The organism is Streptomyces monticola (assembly GCF_042665355.1).
Taxonomy (GTDB): Bacteria; Actinomycetota; Actinomycetes; order Streptomycetales; family Streptomycetaceae; genus Streptomyces; species Streptomyces monticola.
The window spans coordinates 126417-142068 of sequence record NZ_JBHTCF010000010.1; the positions used below are offsets into that span (position 1 = coordinate 126417).

Sequence of the window (15652 nt, forward strand, 5' to 3'; positions counted from 1 at the left end):
CCTCTTCCCTTCCGGCCTCCGCGGGCTAGCGGCCCAGCCACCACCCGAACTGCGCGCCCTTCTCGGGTGCCCCGATGCTCTTCGGCCCGAACGAGTCGATGCCCGTGGTGGTGAGCCCGCCGGTGGCTCCGCGCAGCACCCACACCGCGCCCGATGCCGCGTACGCCCCGTCCTCCTCGGGCACGCCGACCGTCAGGTCCGCCTTCTTGTCGCCGTCCACGTCCCGCAGCAGCACGGTGTGACCGAACCCGTCACGCGCCTCCGAGGCTCCCGGCACCCCGTCCGTCGACTGGGTGAAGGCCTGCGAACCGGCGCCGGTCACACCGCCCTTGGCGCCCTTGAGCAGGACGACGCTGCCCGCGTCCTTGATGTTCGTCGCCCCCGGCTTGATGTCCTCGCCGGGGATGCCGACCGCGATGTCCGCGATACCGTCGCCGGTCACGTCGGCGGCGCTGAGGGAGTAGCCGAACTGGTCGCCGTCGTACGTGCCGGAGGCGTCGCCCTCGCTCACACCGGGGACGCCCGGGGTGTCCTGCGTGATCTTCTTGGCGTGCGCGGAGTCGGGGCCGGCCGTGCTGCCGTACTCGATGCGGAGGGTGCCCGCCTCGATGGAGTTGTCGTCGTTGTTGGTGCCGTTGTCACGGACCACGAGGTCCCCGTAGCCGTCACCGTTGACGTCGGCGATGGTGCCACCGTCGGTGGACGCGATGCTCTTCGTCTCCGCGTGCGGAAGGCCGTCCTTGCCGCCCTTCCAGAAGCTGCTGCTGTACGCCGTCTCTTCGAAGCCGTGGCTCGTCACGAGGTCGTCGACGCCGTCGCCCGTCAGGTCGCCCACGATGAAGTCGCCCGGTCCGTAGTACTCGTTGCCGGTCTGGATCGAGTCCAGCCGGGCGGGCTTGCCGGCACGGGTGAAGGGTCCGTACGAGACGGTCATGCCCGACTCGTCGTCGTTGGGGTCGTCGTCCGGCGGGAATTCACCCGACACCAGGTCCATGTGTCCGTCGCCGTTGAAGTCCCCTGCCTGGCCGCCCGTGAGCGGCGGCAGTTCGACGCTGCCCGCGCCCGTCAGGCCGTCCTCGGCACCCCACAGCACGACAGGCCGGTCGCCCAGGCCGCCGACGACGAGATCGGTGTACGTGTCGCCGTCCAGATCGGCGGCGGCGTGGCTCCAGCCGAAGCCCGAAGTCTGGCCGCCCTGCCCCGGTACCCCGCCGACGCCGGGCCTGAAAGTGACGGCACGGGCCTTGTCGGGGCCTGACGCGGAGCCGTACACGACGCTCACATAGCCCGTCGCCTGCTGATCCCCCGAACCACCCCCTTGCGGCCCGGAGATGACCAGGTCCGCGTACCCGTCGTGGTTGAAGTCGACGACCGGCTTGCGCGGCGGGACGGGCGCGGCGTGCGCGCTGCCCGGCACGGCGATGACCAAGGGAGTCGCGAACGCCGTGACGGCGAGAGCGGCGAGGACGGAGCGGCGCACTGTTCCTCCAGCGAGGCAGGGGTTGGCGAGGGACACGGAGATCTCCATGACGGACGGATCTCCACAGCGGAAGACGAGTGGCCGCGGTGAACGGTTGTACACCTGAGGCGTGCTGCCCGTCCGAGCACGGCCACCGTCCGAGTCCACCCCCCCCTGCGCAGCCCTCTTCGTAGCCCCCGATGAATCCCCCCGTCACTCTTGTCGGCCACGACGAAGCTGCGGCCGCGGCGCTGTCCTACCTTCCGGACATCACCGATTCGATGCCTCGGAGGTGGGAGTCCGTATGTCGACGTTGGACGAGCTCAGCGCCCTGATCCAGGAACGTCTGCCCGGTCTGCTGGCCGAACACCGGGTTCCCGCCGCGGCGGTGGCGGTCTACGCGCATGGGGAGGTGGCCGACTGCGCGGCCGGGACGCTCAGCGGGAGCACCGGCGTGGAGGCGACGCGCGACTCCCTCTTCCAGATCGGGTCGATCACCAAGGTGTGGACCGCGACGCTGGCCATGCAGCTCGTCGACGAGGGCAAGCTGGATCTCGACGACCCCGTGTGCCGCTGCCTTCCGGAGTTCGCCGTCGCGGACCGGGACGCCGCACGGCGGATCACGGTACGTCAACTCCTCTGCCACACCGCCGGGTTCGAGGGAGACATCTTCACCGACACCGGCAAGGGCGACGACTGCGTGGAGAAGTTCGTGGCCACGCTCGGCGACGTGCCCCAGCTCTTCGCACCCGGGCAGATGTTCTCGTACAACAACGCGGCCTACTGCGTCCTCGGCCGGATCATCGAGGTGCTGCGGGACAAGCCCTACGACGACTGCCTGCGCGAGCACTTGTTCACGCCGCTCGGCCTGGCCCATGCCGCCAACGGCCCCTATGAGGCCATCCTCCACCGTGCGGCGGTCGGCCATCTCACCCCGGCGCCCGGCGCCGATCCGCAGCCGGCGCCGGTGTGGGCGCTCGCCCGCTCCAACGCGCCTGCCGGGTCCATGCTGAGCACGTCCGCGCGCGATCTTCTCGCCTTCGCCCGTCTCCATCTCGACCAGGGCAAGGGGCCGGACGGCGCAGCAGTGCTCAGTGCGGGCAGTGCGGCCGCGATGCAGCGGCGTCAGGTGGAACTGCCGTATCTGGGGATCCTCGGCGACGCGTGGGGGCTCGGCTGGGAGATCTTCGACTGGGACGGGCGGACCGTGATCGGTCATGACGGCGGCACCATCGGGCAGTCCGCGTTCCTCCGGGTGGTGCCCGACCGGCAGGTGGCGGTGGCCGTACTGACCAACGGCGGCAGTCCGCTGCCGCTGTACACCGAGATCGTCGGGCGGGTGCTGCGTGAGCTCGCCGATGTGACGATGCCGCCGCTGCCCGCTCCCGGTGCCGGGCGCGAGCGCACGGCGGTGGACGCCTCGCGGTATGTCGGTGCGTACTCCTCCTGCGTCGCGGACGTGGTGGTCACACAGGACCCCGAGGGGCGGGTGTGGGTCGAGCGCACGCCCAAGGGCGAGTTGGCGGCGCTGATGGGTGCGCCGGAGAAGACCGAGCTGGTGGCGATGCGGGGTGACACGCTGCTGACGGCCACCCCGAAGGACGGGATGTACCTGCCGCACGCCTTCGTCGGCGACGACGGAGAGGGCCGGGCGCTGTATGTGCACACCGGCCGGGCGGATCGGCGGGTGTCGGCATGAGCGGCGGTGTGGCGAGAGGTGCCGGGCGCGGCCTGCCGATTGTCGCGGTCGCCGTGCTCGTGGTCAGCGGCTGCGGCGGCTCGTCCGGGTCCGCCGCGGGCGGCGGGGGCCAGGAGCCGGTCGACGGCCAGACGTTCACCATGGCGTACGGCTCCGACCCGGGCGGCCTCGACCCGGCGAAGACAGTGATGTCGATCGCCATCGGCATCAACCGGTATCTGTACGACCCGCTGGTCCACCTCGACGGCAAGGGCGAGCCCGTCGCCGGTCTGGCGCAGAAGTGGCAGGCGACGACCAAGTCGGCCACTTTCACGCTGCGTTCCGGCGTCACCTGCTCGGACGGCTCGCCGCTGACCGCGAGCGATGTGGCCGCGAACCTCAACTACATCGGCGACCCGAAGAACAAGTCGCCGCTGGCCGGGGTGCAGATCGCCCCCGGCTCCACCGCGCGGGCCGACGACGAGCGGCGCACGGTCACCCTCACCAGCGGCGCGCCCGACGCGTTCCTGCTGCGCAACGCCGGCTCGGTGCCGATCGCCTGCGGCAAGGGACTGAAGGACCGCACCGCCCTGGCCAAGGGCGGCAAGGGCAGCAACACCGGCATGTTCACCATGACCGAGGCGGTCGCGGGCGACCACTACACCCTCACGCGGCGCAAGGACTACGCCTGGGGGCCGGGGAGTTGGAAGCGCGCGCAGAAGGGACTGCCGGACAAGGTGACGATCCGGGTGGTCCCCAACGAGACCACGGCCGCCAACCTGCTGCTGTCCGGTGAGCTCAACGCCGCGCCGGTGGTCGGCCCCGAGCAGAAGCGCCTGGCCGCGCGGAAGCTGTTCCACGCCGACGTGCAGGCCCCGGTGGGCGAGCTGTTCTTCAACCAGAACGCGGGCCGGCCCGGGGCGGACGTGCAGGTGCGGCGTGCCCTGGTGCAGGCCCTTGACCTGCCGGGCCTGGGCAAGGTGATCACCAACGGCACCGGGAAGCCGTCCAGGGGAATGGTCACGCTCGACCCGGCGGTGTGTCCGGGCGACGCGGTCTCCGGCAACCTTCCCGGGCGTGATCTCGCCGCGGCGAAGCGGGAGTTGGTCACGGCGGGCTGGAAGGCCGGCGCGGGTGGTGTGCGGGCCAAGGACGGCAAGAAGCTGAAACTGAACGTGCTGTACGGCACACAGTTGGGGCCGACCATGGCCGCGGGCGCCGAGCTGGTCCAGAAGACATGGAAGAGCCTCGGCGTCGAGGCCGAGCTGAAGCCGGTGGACAGCCCCGGCCTGAACAGCGCGCTGTTCGGCTCCGGCGACTGGGATGTCTCGATGGGGCCGGTCGGGCTGACCACACCCACCCAGCTCGTTCCGTTCATGGCCGGGCCCAAGCCGCCGAAGGGTGTCAACTTCGCCGGGGTCGACAACGCCGAGTACCGGAAGCTGGCGCAGAAGGCCTCGGCCGAGGTCGGCACCGCGGGCTGCCCGCAGTGGCAGCAGGCCGAGGCGGCACTGATCAAACGCCTCGACGCGGTGCCGTACTACAACTCCATCGCCCCGGTCTTCGGCCACGGCTCCCGCTTCCAGGTCAGCCAGGGCGCGATCGTCCCGTCCTCGATCCGTATGTACGCGGACTAGGGGGCCGCGTCCATGACGACAGCCGTGATCGAGGCGCGGGCGGCGGCCCCGGAAACGTCCGCCGCCGGCGCCCGGGGCAACCGGTGGCTGGTGTTCGGTGTCCGGCGTGCGGCCCGCCTGGTGGTGTCGCTGTGGGTCCTGGTGTCCGCGGCGTTCCTGATGATCCATCTGATTCCCGGCGACCCGGTCCGTGCCGCGCTCGGCATGACGGCCTCGCCACAGATGGTGGCGGCACGGCGCGCGGCACTGGGGCTCGACGACCCTTTGTGGGAGCAGTACTTGAGGTTCCTGGGCGGTGTGTGCACGGGCGACTTCGGGACCTCCACCATCAGCGGTCTGCCCGTCTCGGCCACCATCGGCGACCGGCTGCCCGCGACCCTGCAGCTCGCCGTGCTCGCCTTCGTCGCCGCCCTGGTGGTGGCGGTCCCGGTCGGCGTGCTGATGGCGGCGCTGACCCGGGGCGGGCGCCGGCGGGGCGGGGAGCTGGCGTTCACCTCGGTCAGCGTGTTCCTCGCGGTGATCCCGGAGTTCCTGCTCGCCGTCGTCCTCGCGTATGTCTTCGCGGTGCGGCTCGGCTGGTTCCCGGTCGCCGGGCGCGCGGGCGCCGGGTCGTACGTCCTGCCCGTACTGGCCCTTGCGGTCGGTCCCGCCTCGGTCCTGGCGCGGCTGTGCCGGGTGGAGATGCTGTCGGTACTCGGCGCCGACTACGTCCGGACCGCGCGCGCCAAGCGGCTGCCCGCCCGCCTGGTGTACCTGCGGCACGCGCTGCCCAACGCGCTGACCGCGACGCTCACCCTCGGCGGGCTGCTGCTGTCCGCGCTGGTCGCGGGCACGGTCCTGGTGGAGAACGTGTTCGCCTGGCCCGGGCTCGGCTCGACCATCGTGCAGTCGATCCTGCAGAAGGACTATCCGGTGGTGCAGGCCGTCGTGCTGGTCTACGGCGCCGGGGTGCTCCTGGTGAACCTGCTGGTCGATGTGCTCCTCGCGGTGCTCGATCCGCGATCCACGATCAGGGAGGGCTGATGGGCGTACGTCGCACCAAAGGGCTGACGGGCGTACGTCGTTCCAAGGCCGAGGCCGGGTCTGTGGCCGGGCCCCGTTCCAAGTCCAGGTGGCTCGCCGTCGCCCGTACCCCCGTGGGTGCCTGTGCCGGGGGGCTGTTGCTGGCCGTGACGGTCCTGGCGGTGCTCGCCCCTCTGCTGTGGGGGAACGACGCGGCCGTGGTGGACACCGCCGCGATCCAGCAAGGGCCCTCCGACGCCCACCTGTTGGGCACGGACAACCTGGGCCGTGACATCTTCCACCGGGTCCTGGTGGCCACCCGGCTTTCCCTGCTCCTCGCGGTGACCGCCACGCTGATCGGCGGGCTCCTGGGCATCGTCCTGGGCGCGGCGCCCTCGGTGCTTCCGCGCCGGGCGGGGCGCCTGGTGACCGCCCTCGTGAATATCGCCGTGGCCTTCCCCGGGCTGCTCCTCGCCCTGTTCTTCGCGGTCATCTTCGGGGTGGGCACGACCGGTGCGGTCCTGGCGATCGGGCTCGCCATGGCACCGGCGTTCGCCCGGCTCACCCAGACCCTGGCCGCATCGGTCGCGGGCCAGGACTTCGTGGCCGCGGCCAGGGTGGCCGGGGTGGGGCGGCTGCGCCTTCTGGTGCGCCACGTCCTGCCCAACATCGGCGAACCCCTGGCGGTCAACGCCACCATCGGCGCCGGCTCCTCGCTCCTCGCCTTCGCGGGTCTTTCGTTCCTGGGCCTGGGGGTGCAGGCACCGGACTACGACTGGGGCCGGCTCCTCGGCGAGGGCCTCGACCGTATCTACCTCTCCCCCGCGCCCGCCCTCGCCCCGTGTGTCGCCGTGGTCGTCACCGGCCTGGCGTTCAACCTCTTCGGCGAGGCCGCGGCCGCCGTCCTCGGCGTACGCACGCTGTCGCACCGGACCGGTCCTCGTGCCGTGGCGCCGGCCGTCCCGGATGCCGCGTCGGACACGCGGGGCGAGGGCGGGCCGGTGCTCGCGGTGGAGAACCTCCGCGTGGCCTTCCCCGGTCCGGAGCCGTCGGCCTGGATCACGCCGGTGCGCGGGGTGAGCTTCGCCGTGCACCCGGGAGAGGCGGTCGGTGTGGTGGGCGAGTCCGGGTCCGGCAAGAGCCTGACCGCGCTCGCCGTCTCCCGCCTCATCGAGCCGCCGTCCCATGTCACCGCCGACCGCCTCGACTTCGCCGGCACCCCGCTGCTCCACACCCCGGAGCGTGAGCTGCGTGCGCTCCTCGGCACGTCCCTCGCGATGGTCTTCCAGGACCCGATGACGTCGTTCAACCCGGTCAGAAGCGTCGGCCGGCAGCTCGCCGAAGTCGCCGAGCAGAACCAGCGGTTGGGCCGCGGAGCGGCTCTCGCGCGAGCGGTGGACCGGCTGCGCGCGGTCCGCGTACCCGCACCGGAGCGGCGTGCCCGGCAGTACCCGCACGAGTTCTCCGGCGGCATGCGCCAGCGCGCGATGATCGGCATGGGCCTGATGGGTGACCCGAGGCTGATCATCGCGGATGAGCCGACCACCGCGCTCGACGTCACCGTGCAACGGCAGGTGCTGCGCCTCCTCGCCGAGGTGCGGGCGAGCCGCAGCACCGCCCTCCTGCTGATCAGCCATGACGTCACCGTGGTCGCGCGGACCTGTGACCGGATTCTGGTCATGTACGCCGGACGCATCGTCGAGGACCTGCCCGCCGCCGATCTGCACACCGGCGCCCGGCACCCCTACACGCGGGCGCTGCTCGCCGCAGTCCCGGATCTGGACACCGACCGCGACCGGCCCCTGGCCGTGATCCCCGGTCGTCCGCCGGAGCCGGAACGGGTGCCGCCCGGCTGTGCGTTCGCCCCGCGCTGCCCGCGGGCGGACGACCGCTGCGGCCGCGAGGAGCCCGAGCCGGTCGCCCACGGCGAGGACCACCGGGTCGCCTGCTGGCACCCCGTACAGCAGGACACCGAATCCGTCGAGGGGACCACCGTGGGAGGTACGGCGTGAGCGATCTGGTCTTCGACGCGGTGCGCGTGCACTACGGCCACCGCCGCCACGGCCTCACCGCCGTCGACGGCGCGAGCCTGACCGTGCCGTCCGGACAAGTGGTCGGCCTGGTCGGCGAGTCGGGCTCCGGGAAGTCGACGCTCGCCCGGGCCGCGGTCGGGCTCGCCCCTCTCACCGCGGGCCGCGTCCTGCTCGGCGGCACCGACGTGCGGCAACTGCGGCGCGGACGGCGCCCGTTGCAGATGGTCTTCCAGGACCCGTACTCCTCACTCGATCCGCGGATGAGCATCGGGGACTCCATCGCCGAGGCGATACCGCGGCAGGCGGGGCGTGGCGCGGCAGAGCGGCGCGCAGAGGTGGTGCGCCTGCTCGAGCAGGTCCATCTGGCCCCGGACCGGGCCGCGTTGCTGCCCGGACAGCTGTCCGGCGGACAGCGCCAGCGGGTCGCGCTCGCCAGGGCCCTGGCCGGGCGGCCGCAGGTCGTCATCGCCGACGAGATCACCTCGGCCCTCGATGTGTCCGTCCAGGGCACCGTGCTCAACCTCGTGCGCGACGTGCAGCGGCGGCTGCGGCTGTCGATGCTGTTCATCTCGCACAACCTCGCCGTGGTGCGCTACCTCAGCGACCAGGTCGCGGTGATGTACCTCGGCCGGATCGTGGAGACGGGCCCCACCGAGGAAGTACTCGCCGACCCGCGCCATCCCTACACCCGCGAGCTGCTTGCCGCTCTGCCCGGGCGTCCGGGCCGGAGCTCCTTCCTGCAGAACGCCGAGGACGACGCGCCGGGCCTGGGCGAAGCCGCCGACCCGCACCATCCTCCGCCGGGCTGCCGCTATCACCCGCGTTGCCCCGTCGGCCCGTTGGTCCACGCCGATCGCGGCATCTGCCGTACCGACGACCCGGCCGAAGGCGCCGTGTCCCGAGCGCACCGGTCCGCATGCCACTTCGCCCCCGCCGCGGACCTCACGTATCCGACCCCTCTGCGAGGAGACAGCACACTGTGAGCCGACGCCTGGCCATCGAGGACCTCTACGCCATCGCGCTGCCGGAGCAGCCGTCCCTGTCCCCCGACGGCACCCGCATCGCGTACGTGCTGCGCACCGCCGACCGCCAACTGGACCGTGACCACCGCGCGTTGTGGACGGTGCCCGCCGACGGAGGGCCGGCGCGGCGGCTCACCAACGGGCCCGCGGACACCGCTCCCGCCTGGTCGCCGGACGGCCGGTGGGTCACGTTCCTGCGCGCCGGGAACGGCCCCGCGCAGCTGTGGCTGCTGCCCGCCGACGGCGGTGAGCCGGAGCCGGTGACGAGCCTGCCGCTGGGTGCCGGTGCGCCGGTGTGGAGCCCGGACGGCGCCGCCATCGCGTTCACGGCTCCGGTCGACGGCCGGGAGGAGACGGCGGCTTCGGGCCGTACGACGGCACCGGTCGTGACGGACCGCCTCGGCTACAAGGCCGACGGACACGGTCTGTTGGGTACGGTCCGCAGCCACCTGCACCACCTCGACCTCGACCGCCGTACGGTCCGGCAGATCACCCACGGCGACTGGCACGCCGTCGCCCCGGCCTGGTCGCCCGACGGACGCAGCCTCGCGTTCACGGCGGCACGCGGCGCCGACGCCGATCTGTCGCTGCGCTCCGGGGCGTACGTCGTGGACATCGCGAGGGCCGGTGCCCGAGCCGGTGCCGATGTCGGTGCCGGTGCCGGTGTCGGTGTCGGTCTCGGTGTCGAGCCGCGTCTTGTCGGCAGCGGTGAGGGCATGGCGTACACCGTCGGCTGGAGCGGCGGGGGCGACGCGCTGCTGGTCGTGGGGCGCGCGGACAGCGAGATCGGCCACGCGGGCCTGCTGCGCGTACCGCTGGACGGCGGTGCACCGGTCGCTCTGACCGCCGCGCTCGACCGCAATGTGATGCCCGGCGGGCCCGGCTACCCGGGCGCGCCGCCCCAACTCGCCGCCGACGGGCGCACGGTGCTGTTCTGCGTGCGCGACCGTGGCTGCACCCACCTGTACGCGATGGGCATCGACGGCGGCGGGCCCCGGGCCCTCGTCGGCGGCGCGGGCCGGGTGGTCTCCGGTGTGTCGGCCGCCGGCGGCATCGCCGCGGTCGTCCTGTCGACGCCCGCTTCCTACGGCGAGATCGCGACGGTCGACCTGGCCACCGGGCGCGAGCGGATCCGCACCGCACACAGCGGGAACCTCGCCGAGGTGGAGCTGTTCACGCCGCAGGAGCGGGAGTTCACCGTCTCCGACGGCACCACCGTGCACGGCTGGCTGCTGCGCGACCCGGACCGCTCCGGGCCCGCGCCGCTGCTGCTCGACATCCACGGCGGCCCGCACAACGCCTGGAACGGCGCGGCCGACCCGGTGCACCTCTACCACCAGGCGCTGGTCGCCCGCGGCTGGTCGGTCCTGCTGCTCAACCCGCGCGGCAGCGACGGCTACGGCGAGGCGTTCTTCACCGCCGCGCTCGGCGCGTGGGGGGCGGCCGACGCCCGGGACTTCCTCGAACCCCTCGACGCCCTGGTCGCCGAGAAGACCGCCGACCCGGACCGGCTCGCCGTCGCCGGCTACAGCTACGGCGGCTTCATGACCTGCTATCTGACCGGCCACGACGACCGGTTCGCCGCCGCCGTCGCCGGAGGCGTGGTCAGCGACCTGACCAGCATGTCCGGCACCAGCGACGAGGCACACCAGCTGGCCGTCGCCGAACTGGGCGGACCGCCTTGGCACCACCGCGCACGCTACGGCGAACTCTCCCCGTACTCCCGGGTGGAGCACGTCCGCACCCCGACCCTGGTCCTGCACGGCGCCGCCGACGAACGCTGCCCCGTCGGGCAGGCCGAGCAGTGGTTCACCGCCCTGCGCGAGCGGGGTGTGCCCACCCGCCTGGTGCTCTACCCGGGCGGCTCGCATCTGTTCCTCCTGGACGGCGCCCCTTCCCACCGCGCCGATCTCTCGCGCCGCATCGTGGACTGGGTGGAACGCCACGCGGGAGGCCCCGGGCGGCCGGCCCGTGCCCCGCTGGACGTCGCGCACTGGCAGCGCAGGCTCGACGAGCTGGCGGCCCGCCACCGAGTGCCGGGCACGGTCCTGGGCATCGCACGCGGCGACGAAACCGCCCTGGCCGCCCACGGTGTGCTCAACAAGGACACCGGCGTGACGGCCACCGAGGACTCCCTCTTCCAGATCGGGTCGATCACCAAGGTGTGGACCGCGACCCTGGTCATGCAACTGGCCGACGAGGGACTGCTCGACCTCGACGCCCCTCTCGCCGACGTACTGCCCGACCTGCGGCTCTGCGATCCGCAGACCGCGAAGCAGGTGACCATGCGGCATCTGCTCACCCACACCAGCGGCATCGACGGCGATATCTTCACCGACACCGGCAGGGGCGACGACTGCCTGGAACGGTACGTCGACCAGCTCGACCGGGCCGCGCAGAACCACCCGCTGGGGGCGACGTTCTCGTACTGCAACTCCGGTTACGTCCTGGCCGGCCGGGTCATCGAGAAGCTCACCGGTATGAGCTGGGACCGCGCCCTGCGAGAGCGGCTCTGCACACCGCTGGGTCTGGCACACACGGTCACGCTCCCGGAGGAGGCCCTGCGCTTTCGCACCGCGATGGGACACGCCGCCGAGGGCGAGGCGGAGCCGCGACCGGTGCCGGCCTGGGGCCTGCCCCGTTCCGCCGGGCCCGCCGGGCTCATCACCGCCACGGCCGCCGACGTACTGGCCTTCGCCCGTCTGCACCTGACCGGCGGCAGCACCCCGGACGGCAACCGTGTGCTGTCGGAGGCGGCCGCGCGCGCGATGACGGAACAGCAGGTGGAGCTGCCGGACACCCACACGCTCGGGGACTCCTGGGGCCTCGGCTGGATCCGCTTCGACTGGAACGGCCACCGGCTCATCGGACACGACGGCAACACCCTGGGCCAGTCGGCGTTCCTGCGCCTGCTGCCCGGGCAGGACCTCGCGGTCACCCTCCTCACCAACGGCGGGGGCGCCCACGACCTGTATCTGGAGCTGTTCCGGGAGATCTTCGCCGAGGTCGCCGGAGTCACCATGCCGCAGCCGCTCGAGCCACCGCCCGTACCGCCCCTGTCACCCCTGTCGTCCGAGGCGGACACGAGCCGGTATCTGGGCCGCTACGAACGGGCCGGCGCGCGCATCGAGATCCTGACCGGCATCGAAGGCCCGCGACTGCGGCTGCGCCAGACGGTGACCGGGGCGCTCGCCGAGCTGGTGCCGACGCCGGTCCAGGAGCTTGACCTGGTGCCGGTCGCGGATGACCTCTTCGTCGTCCGCCAGGCGGGCAGCCGGTCCTGGACGCCCGTGACGTTCTACGCACTTGAGACCGGGGAGCGCTATGTGCACTACGGCGTGCGCGCGACTCCGAGGGTGTCCTGACGTGGAGCGCCTGCACGCGGGCCATCCGGAGGGCAGTCATCGGGGAGCCCCTCGAGCAGCTCCTGACGTGGGCTTGTTCCAGGCCGCGTTGCCCGCGCTGGTCGCCGACATAGAGCGGCTCGTACGGACCGAGTCCCCGTCGGCCGACCTCGCCGCCGTGGCGAACAGCGCCGAGGCGGTCGCCGCCCTTGGCGCCGAACATCTGGGCACAGAACCGGAGTTGCTGGTCCTGGAGGGTCGCAGCCACCTGCGCTGGCGCCTCGGCGACGGGCCCCGGCGAGTGCTGCTCCTCGGCCATCACGACACGGTGTGGCCGCTCGGCTCCCTGGCCACGCACCCGTTCGAGGTGCGCGACGGAGTACTGCGCGGACCCGGCTGCTTCGACATGAAGGCGGGCCTGGTGATGGCGTTCCACGCACTGGCCGCAGCCGGTGTCCCGGACGGGGTGACCCTGCTGGTGACCGGCGACGAGGAGCTCGGTTCACCGTCGTCCAGGGAGCTGATCGAGTCCGAGGCGGCCGGTTGCGATGCCGCGCTGGTCCTGGAAGCCGCCGCGGACGGCGGGGCGTTGAAGACCGCACGCAAGGGCGTCTCGCTGTACGAGGTGCGCGTGCACGGGCGGGCGGCGCACGCCGGCCTCGAACCGGAACGCGGTGTGAACGCCACCGTCGAGAGCGCCCATCAGATCCTCGCGGTCGCCGCGCTCGCCGACGCCGAGGCCGGTACCACGGTCACCCCCACGGTGCTGGCGGCCGGCACCACCGGCAACACCGTTGCCGACACCGGCCGGTTCACGGCGGACGTCCGGGTGCGGGACGCCGCCGAGCAGGCCCGGGTGGATACGGCGATCCGCGCCCTGCGTCCCGTCGTCGAGGGCGCGTCCATCGATGTGGCCGGCGGCCCCAACCGCCCGCCCCTGTCACACGACGCCTCGGCCGCGCTCTACCGGCGCGCGCGGCATCTGGCGGACCGGCTCGGCATCGGGCCGCTCACCGCAGCGGCCGTGGGCGGGGCATCGGACGGCAACTTCACCGCGGGGATCGGCACTCCCACGCTGGACGGGCTCGGCGCGGTCGGCGGTGGTGCGCACGCGGATCACGAGCATGTGCTGGTGGCCGAACTCCCGGGGCGTACGGCCTTGTTGGCGGCGCTGATCGATGACGTGGCGGCCGCCGAACCGCAGCACGGCCACAACGCCCGGGAACGCCGGACCGCCCAGCCAACCAAGACCACCCGGACCACCCGGACCACCCGGACCACCCGGACCACCCAGACCACCCAGACCACCCAGACCACCCAGACGACAGCGACCGGCGGGAGCCCCCGATGACGGACATCCCCGCCGCCCTGGCCACGACGGCGCCGGACACCGGGCACCGCAACCGCCTCGCCGATGACGCCACGGCCGCGGCCGACGCGGCGGCCCGTGCCGCCGGCTGCCGCGTACAACCGGTCAGTGCCCTGCCGGACCTGGAGTCGGTGTGCCGTCTCTTCGCGGGCATCTGGACGCCGGGCGGCGAGAACGGCCTGGTGACGACGGAGCTCCTGCGCGCCATGGACAAGGCCGGCAACTACGTCGCGGCCGCCTTCGACGCCTCCGAAGGTGACAGCGGTGGCGGCAGCGGAGCGGGAGGCATCGGCCATGGCGACGGCCGAAGAGACGGCCGAGGCGATGGCCGAGGCGACGGCGGCGAACTGGTCGGCGCCTGTATCGGCTTCTTCGGCCCACCACCGCACGGCGCGCTGCACAGCCATATCGCGGGCGTCTCCGCCAGGATGCGCGGGCGCAGCGTGGGCTTCGCGCTCAAGGCGCACCAGCGTGCCTGGGCACTGCAGCGCGGCGCGACGCAGGTGTCCTGGACGTTCGATCCGCTGGTCCGGCGCAACGCCTTCTTCAACATCACCAAACTGGCCGCCCGTCCGGCCGAGTATCTGACCAACTTCTACGGCCGGATGAACGACGGCATCAACGGCGCGGACGACACCGACCGCCTCCTGGTGGACTGGCGCCTCGCCGCGCCCGAGGTCGCCGCGGCCTGCCACGGCCACCACAGGCCCGCCGACACCGCGGCGGCCCGCGCGGCCGGTGCCGCCGTCGCCCTGGGCATCACCGCCGACGGCCGCCCCACCCCCGGCCGGGTCACCGGCACCGGCGCCCTGGTCGCCGTCCCCGCCGACATCGAACACCTCCGCCGCAGCGATCCGCGGTCCGCGGCGGCCTGGCGCTCGGCCCTGCGCGACGCACTCGGCGGACCGCTCGCCGACGGCTGGCGGGTGAGCGGATTCGACCGCGACGGCTGGTACATCCTGCAGCGAGAGGACGCGCAATGAAGCTCACCGGGGTCGAAGTCCGCGAGATCCGGCTGCCGTTGGTGGCGCCCTTCCGCACCTCCTTCTCCGCCCAGACCGCGCGCACGGCCCTGCTGCTGCGGGCGGTGGGCACCGACGCGGAGGGCTGGGGCGAATGCGTGGCGATGGCCGACCCGCGCTACTCATCGGAGTACGCCGCGGCCTGCGCCGACGTCCTGCGCCGCTTCCTCGTCCCGGCACTGACCGGCCACGAGCACCTCGACGCCGCCGCGGTGGCCCCGGCCCTGGCTCCGTTCCGGGGGCACCGGATGGCGAAGGCCGCACTGGAGATGGCCGTCCTCGACGCCGAACTGCGCTCCCGTGACCTGCCGTTGGCCCGCGAGCTCGGCGCCGTCCACGACCGGGTGCCCTGCGGGGTGTCCGTGGGCATCATGGGCTCCGTGCCGGAGCTGCTCGACGCGGTGTCCGACTACCTCGACGCCGGCTATCTCCGTATCAAGCTCAAGATAGAGCCCGGCTGGGACATCGAGCCGGTACGGGCCGTACGCGAACGCTTCGGCGACAGCCTGCTGTTGCAGGTGGATGCCAACGCCGCCTACACCCCGGCCGATGCCCGGCACTTGGCCCGGCTCGACCCGTTCGGCCTGCTCCTGATCGAGCAGCCACTCGACGAGGAGGACATCCTCGGCCACGTCCAGCTGGCCAAGAGCGTCGAGACGCCCGTGTGCCTGGACGAGTCGATCACCTCAGCCCGCGCCGCCGCGGCCGCGATCACGCTCGGCGCGTGCAGCATCGTGAACATCAAGCCGGGGCGGGTCGGCGGCTATCTGGAGGCCCGCCGCATCCACGACGTCTGCGCGGCACACGGCATCCCCGTGTGGTGCGGCGGGATGCTGGAGACCGGACTCGGCCGTGCCGCGAACGTCGCGCTCGCCGCCCTGCCGGGCTTCACCCTCCCCGGCGACACCTCCGCATCGGACCGCTACTACCGCACCGACATCACCGAGCCGTTCGTCCTGCTCGACGGCCATCTGCCCGTGCCCGCCGGGCCGGGCCTCGGTGTCGCCCCCGTCCCGGCCGCGCTCGAGGAGTTCACCGTCTCCACCGAATGGATCCCGGCGTGACCGATCCCTTGTCGCACACGAC

10 protein-coding genes are annotated in these 15652 nt (G+C 72.8%); 9 read left to right on the forward strand and 1 reads right to left on the reverse strand.

The annotated features are described in order from the left end of the window. Positions 1-25: 25 nt before the first annotated feature. Positions 26-1528 carry an FG-GAP and VCBS repeat-containing protein gene (locus ACFQVC_RS23175; RefSeq protein ID WP_381833482.1) on the reverse strand — a complete coding sequence of 501 codons (1503 nt, stop codon included), beginning with the start codon at positions 1526-1528 and terminating at the stop codon, positions 26-28. Between the two features lie 235 nt (positions 1529-1763). Here ACFQVC_RS23175 and ACFQVC_RS23180 point away from each other — a divergent pair, with 235 nt between their 5' ends. The 9 genes from ACFQVC_RS23180 (at position 1764) to menC (ending at position 15630) form a co-directional block, all read left to right on the forward strand. Next, entirely contained in the window at positions 1764-3158 is a 1395-nt protein-coding gene (locus ACFQVC_RS23180; protein ID WP_381833485.1) for a serine hydrolase domain-containing protein, read from the forward strand. Continuing rightward, positions 3155-4774, forward strand: coding sequence for an ABC transporter substrate-binding protein (locus tag ACFQVC_RS23185; RefSeq protein WP_381833488.1), 1620 nt, complete (start codon positions 3155-3157; stop codon positions 4772-4774). The genes ACFQVC_RS23180 and ACFQVC_RS23185 overlap by 4 nt, the downstream gene beginning before the upstream one ends. A gap of 12 nt (positions 4775-4786) precedes the next feature. Beyond that, on the forward strand, positions 4787-5797 hold the full coding sequence (locus ACFQVC_RS23190; RefSeq protein ID WP_381833491.1) for an ABC transporter permease: 1011 nt from the start codon (positions 4787-4789) through the stop codon (positions 5795-5797). Next, entirely contained in the window at positions 5797-7788 is a 1992-nt protein-coding gene (locus ACFQVC_RS23195) for a dipeptide/oligopeptide/nickel ABC transporter permease/ATP-binding protein (protein WP_381833494.1), read from the forward strand. The genes ACFQVC_RS23190 and ACFQVC_RS23195 overlap by 1 nt, the downstream gene beginning before the upstream one ends. After that, a complete protein-coding gene (locus ACFQVC_RS23200; RefSeq protein WP_381833496.1) occupies positions 7785-8792 on the forward strand; it encodes an ABC transporter ATP-binding protein in 1008 nt (335 codons plus the stop codon). Before ACFQVC_RS23195 ends, ACFQVC_RS23200 begins: the two co-directional genes overlap by 4 nt. Next, positions 8789-12196, forward strand: coding sequence for a serine hydrolase (locus ACFQVC_RS23205; protein ID WP_381833499.1), 3408 nt, complete (start codon positions 8789-8791; stop codon positions 12194-12196). The genes ACFQVC_RS23200 and ACFQVC_RS23205 overlap by 4 nt, the downstream gene beginning before the upstream one ends. A gap of 67 nt (positions 12197-12263) precedes the next feature. Beyond that, on the forward strand, positions 12264-13526 hold the full coding sequence (locus ACFQVC_RS23210) for a M20 family metallopeptidase (protein WP_381833502.1): 1263 nt from the start codon (positions 12264-12266) through the stop codon (positions 13524-13526). Next, positions 13523-14527 (forward strand): GNAT family N-acetyltransferase, encoded by a 1005-nt coding sequence (locus ACFQVC_RS23215; RefSeq protein WP_381833506.1) that lies wholly within the window; start codon positions 13523-13525, stop codon positions 14525-14527. Before ACFQVC_RS23210 ends, ACFQVC_RS23215 begins: the two co-directional genes overlap by 4 nt. Beyond that, positions 14524-15630, forward strand: coding sequence for an o-succinylbenzoate synthase (gene menC, locus ACFQVC_RS23220; protein WP_381833509.1), 1107 nt, complete (start codon positions 14524-14526; stop codon positions 15628-15630). Before ACFQVC_RS23215 ends, menC begins: the two co-directional genes overlap by 4 nt. Positions 15631-15652: the final 22 nt, after the last annotated feature.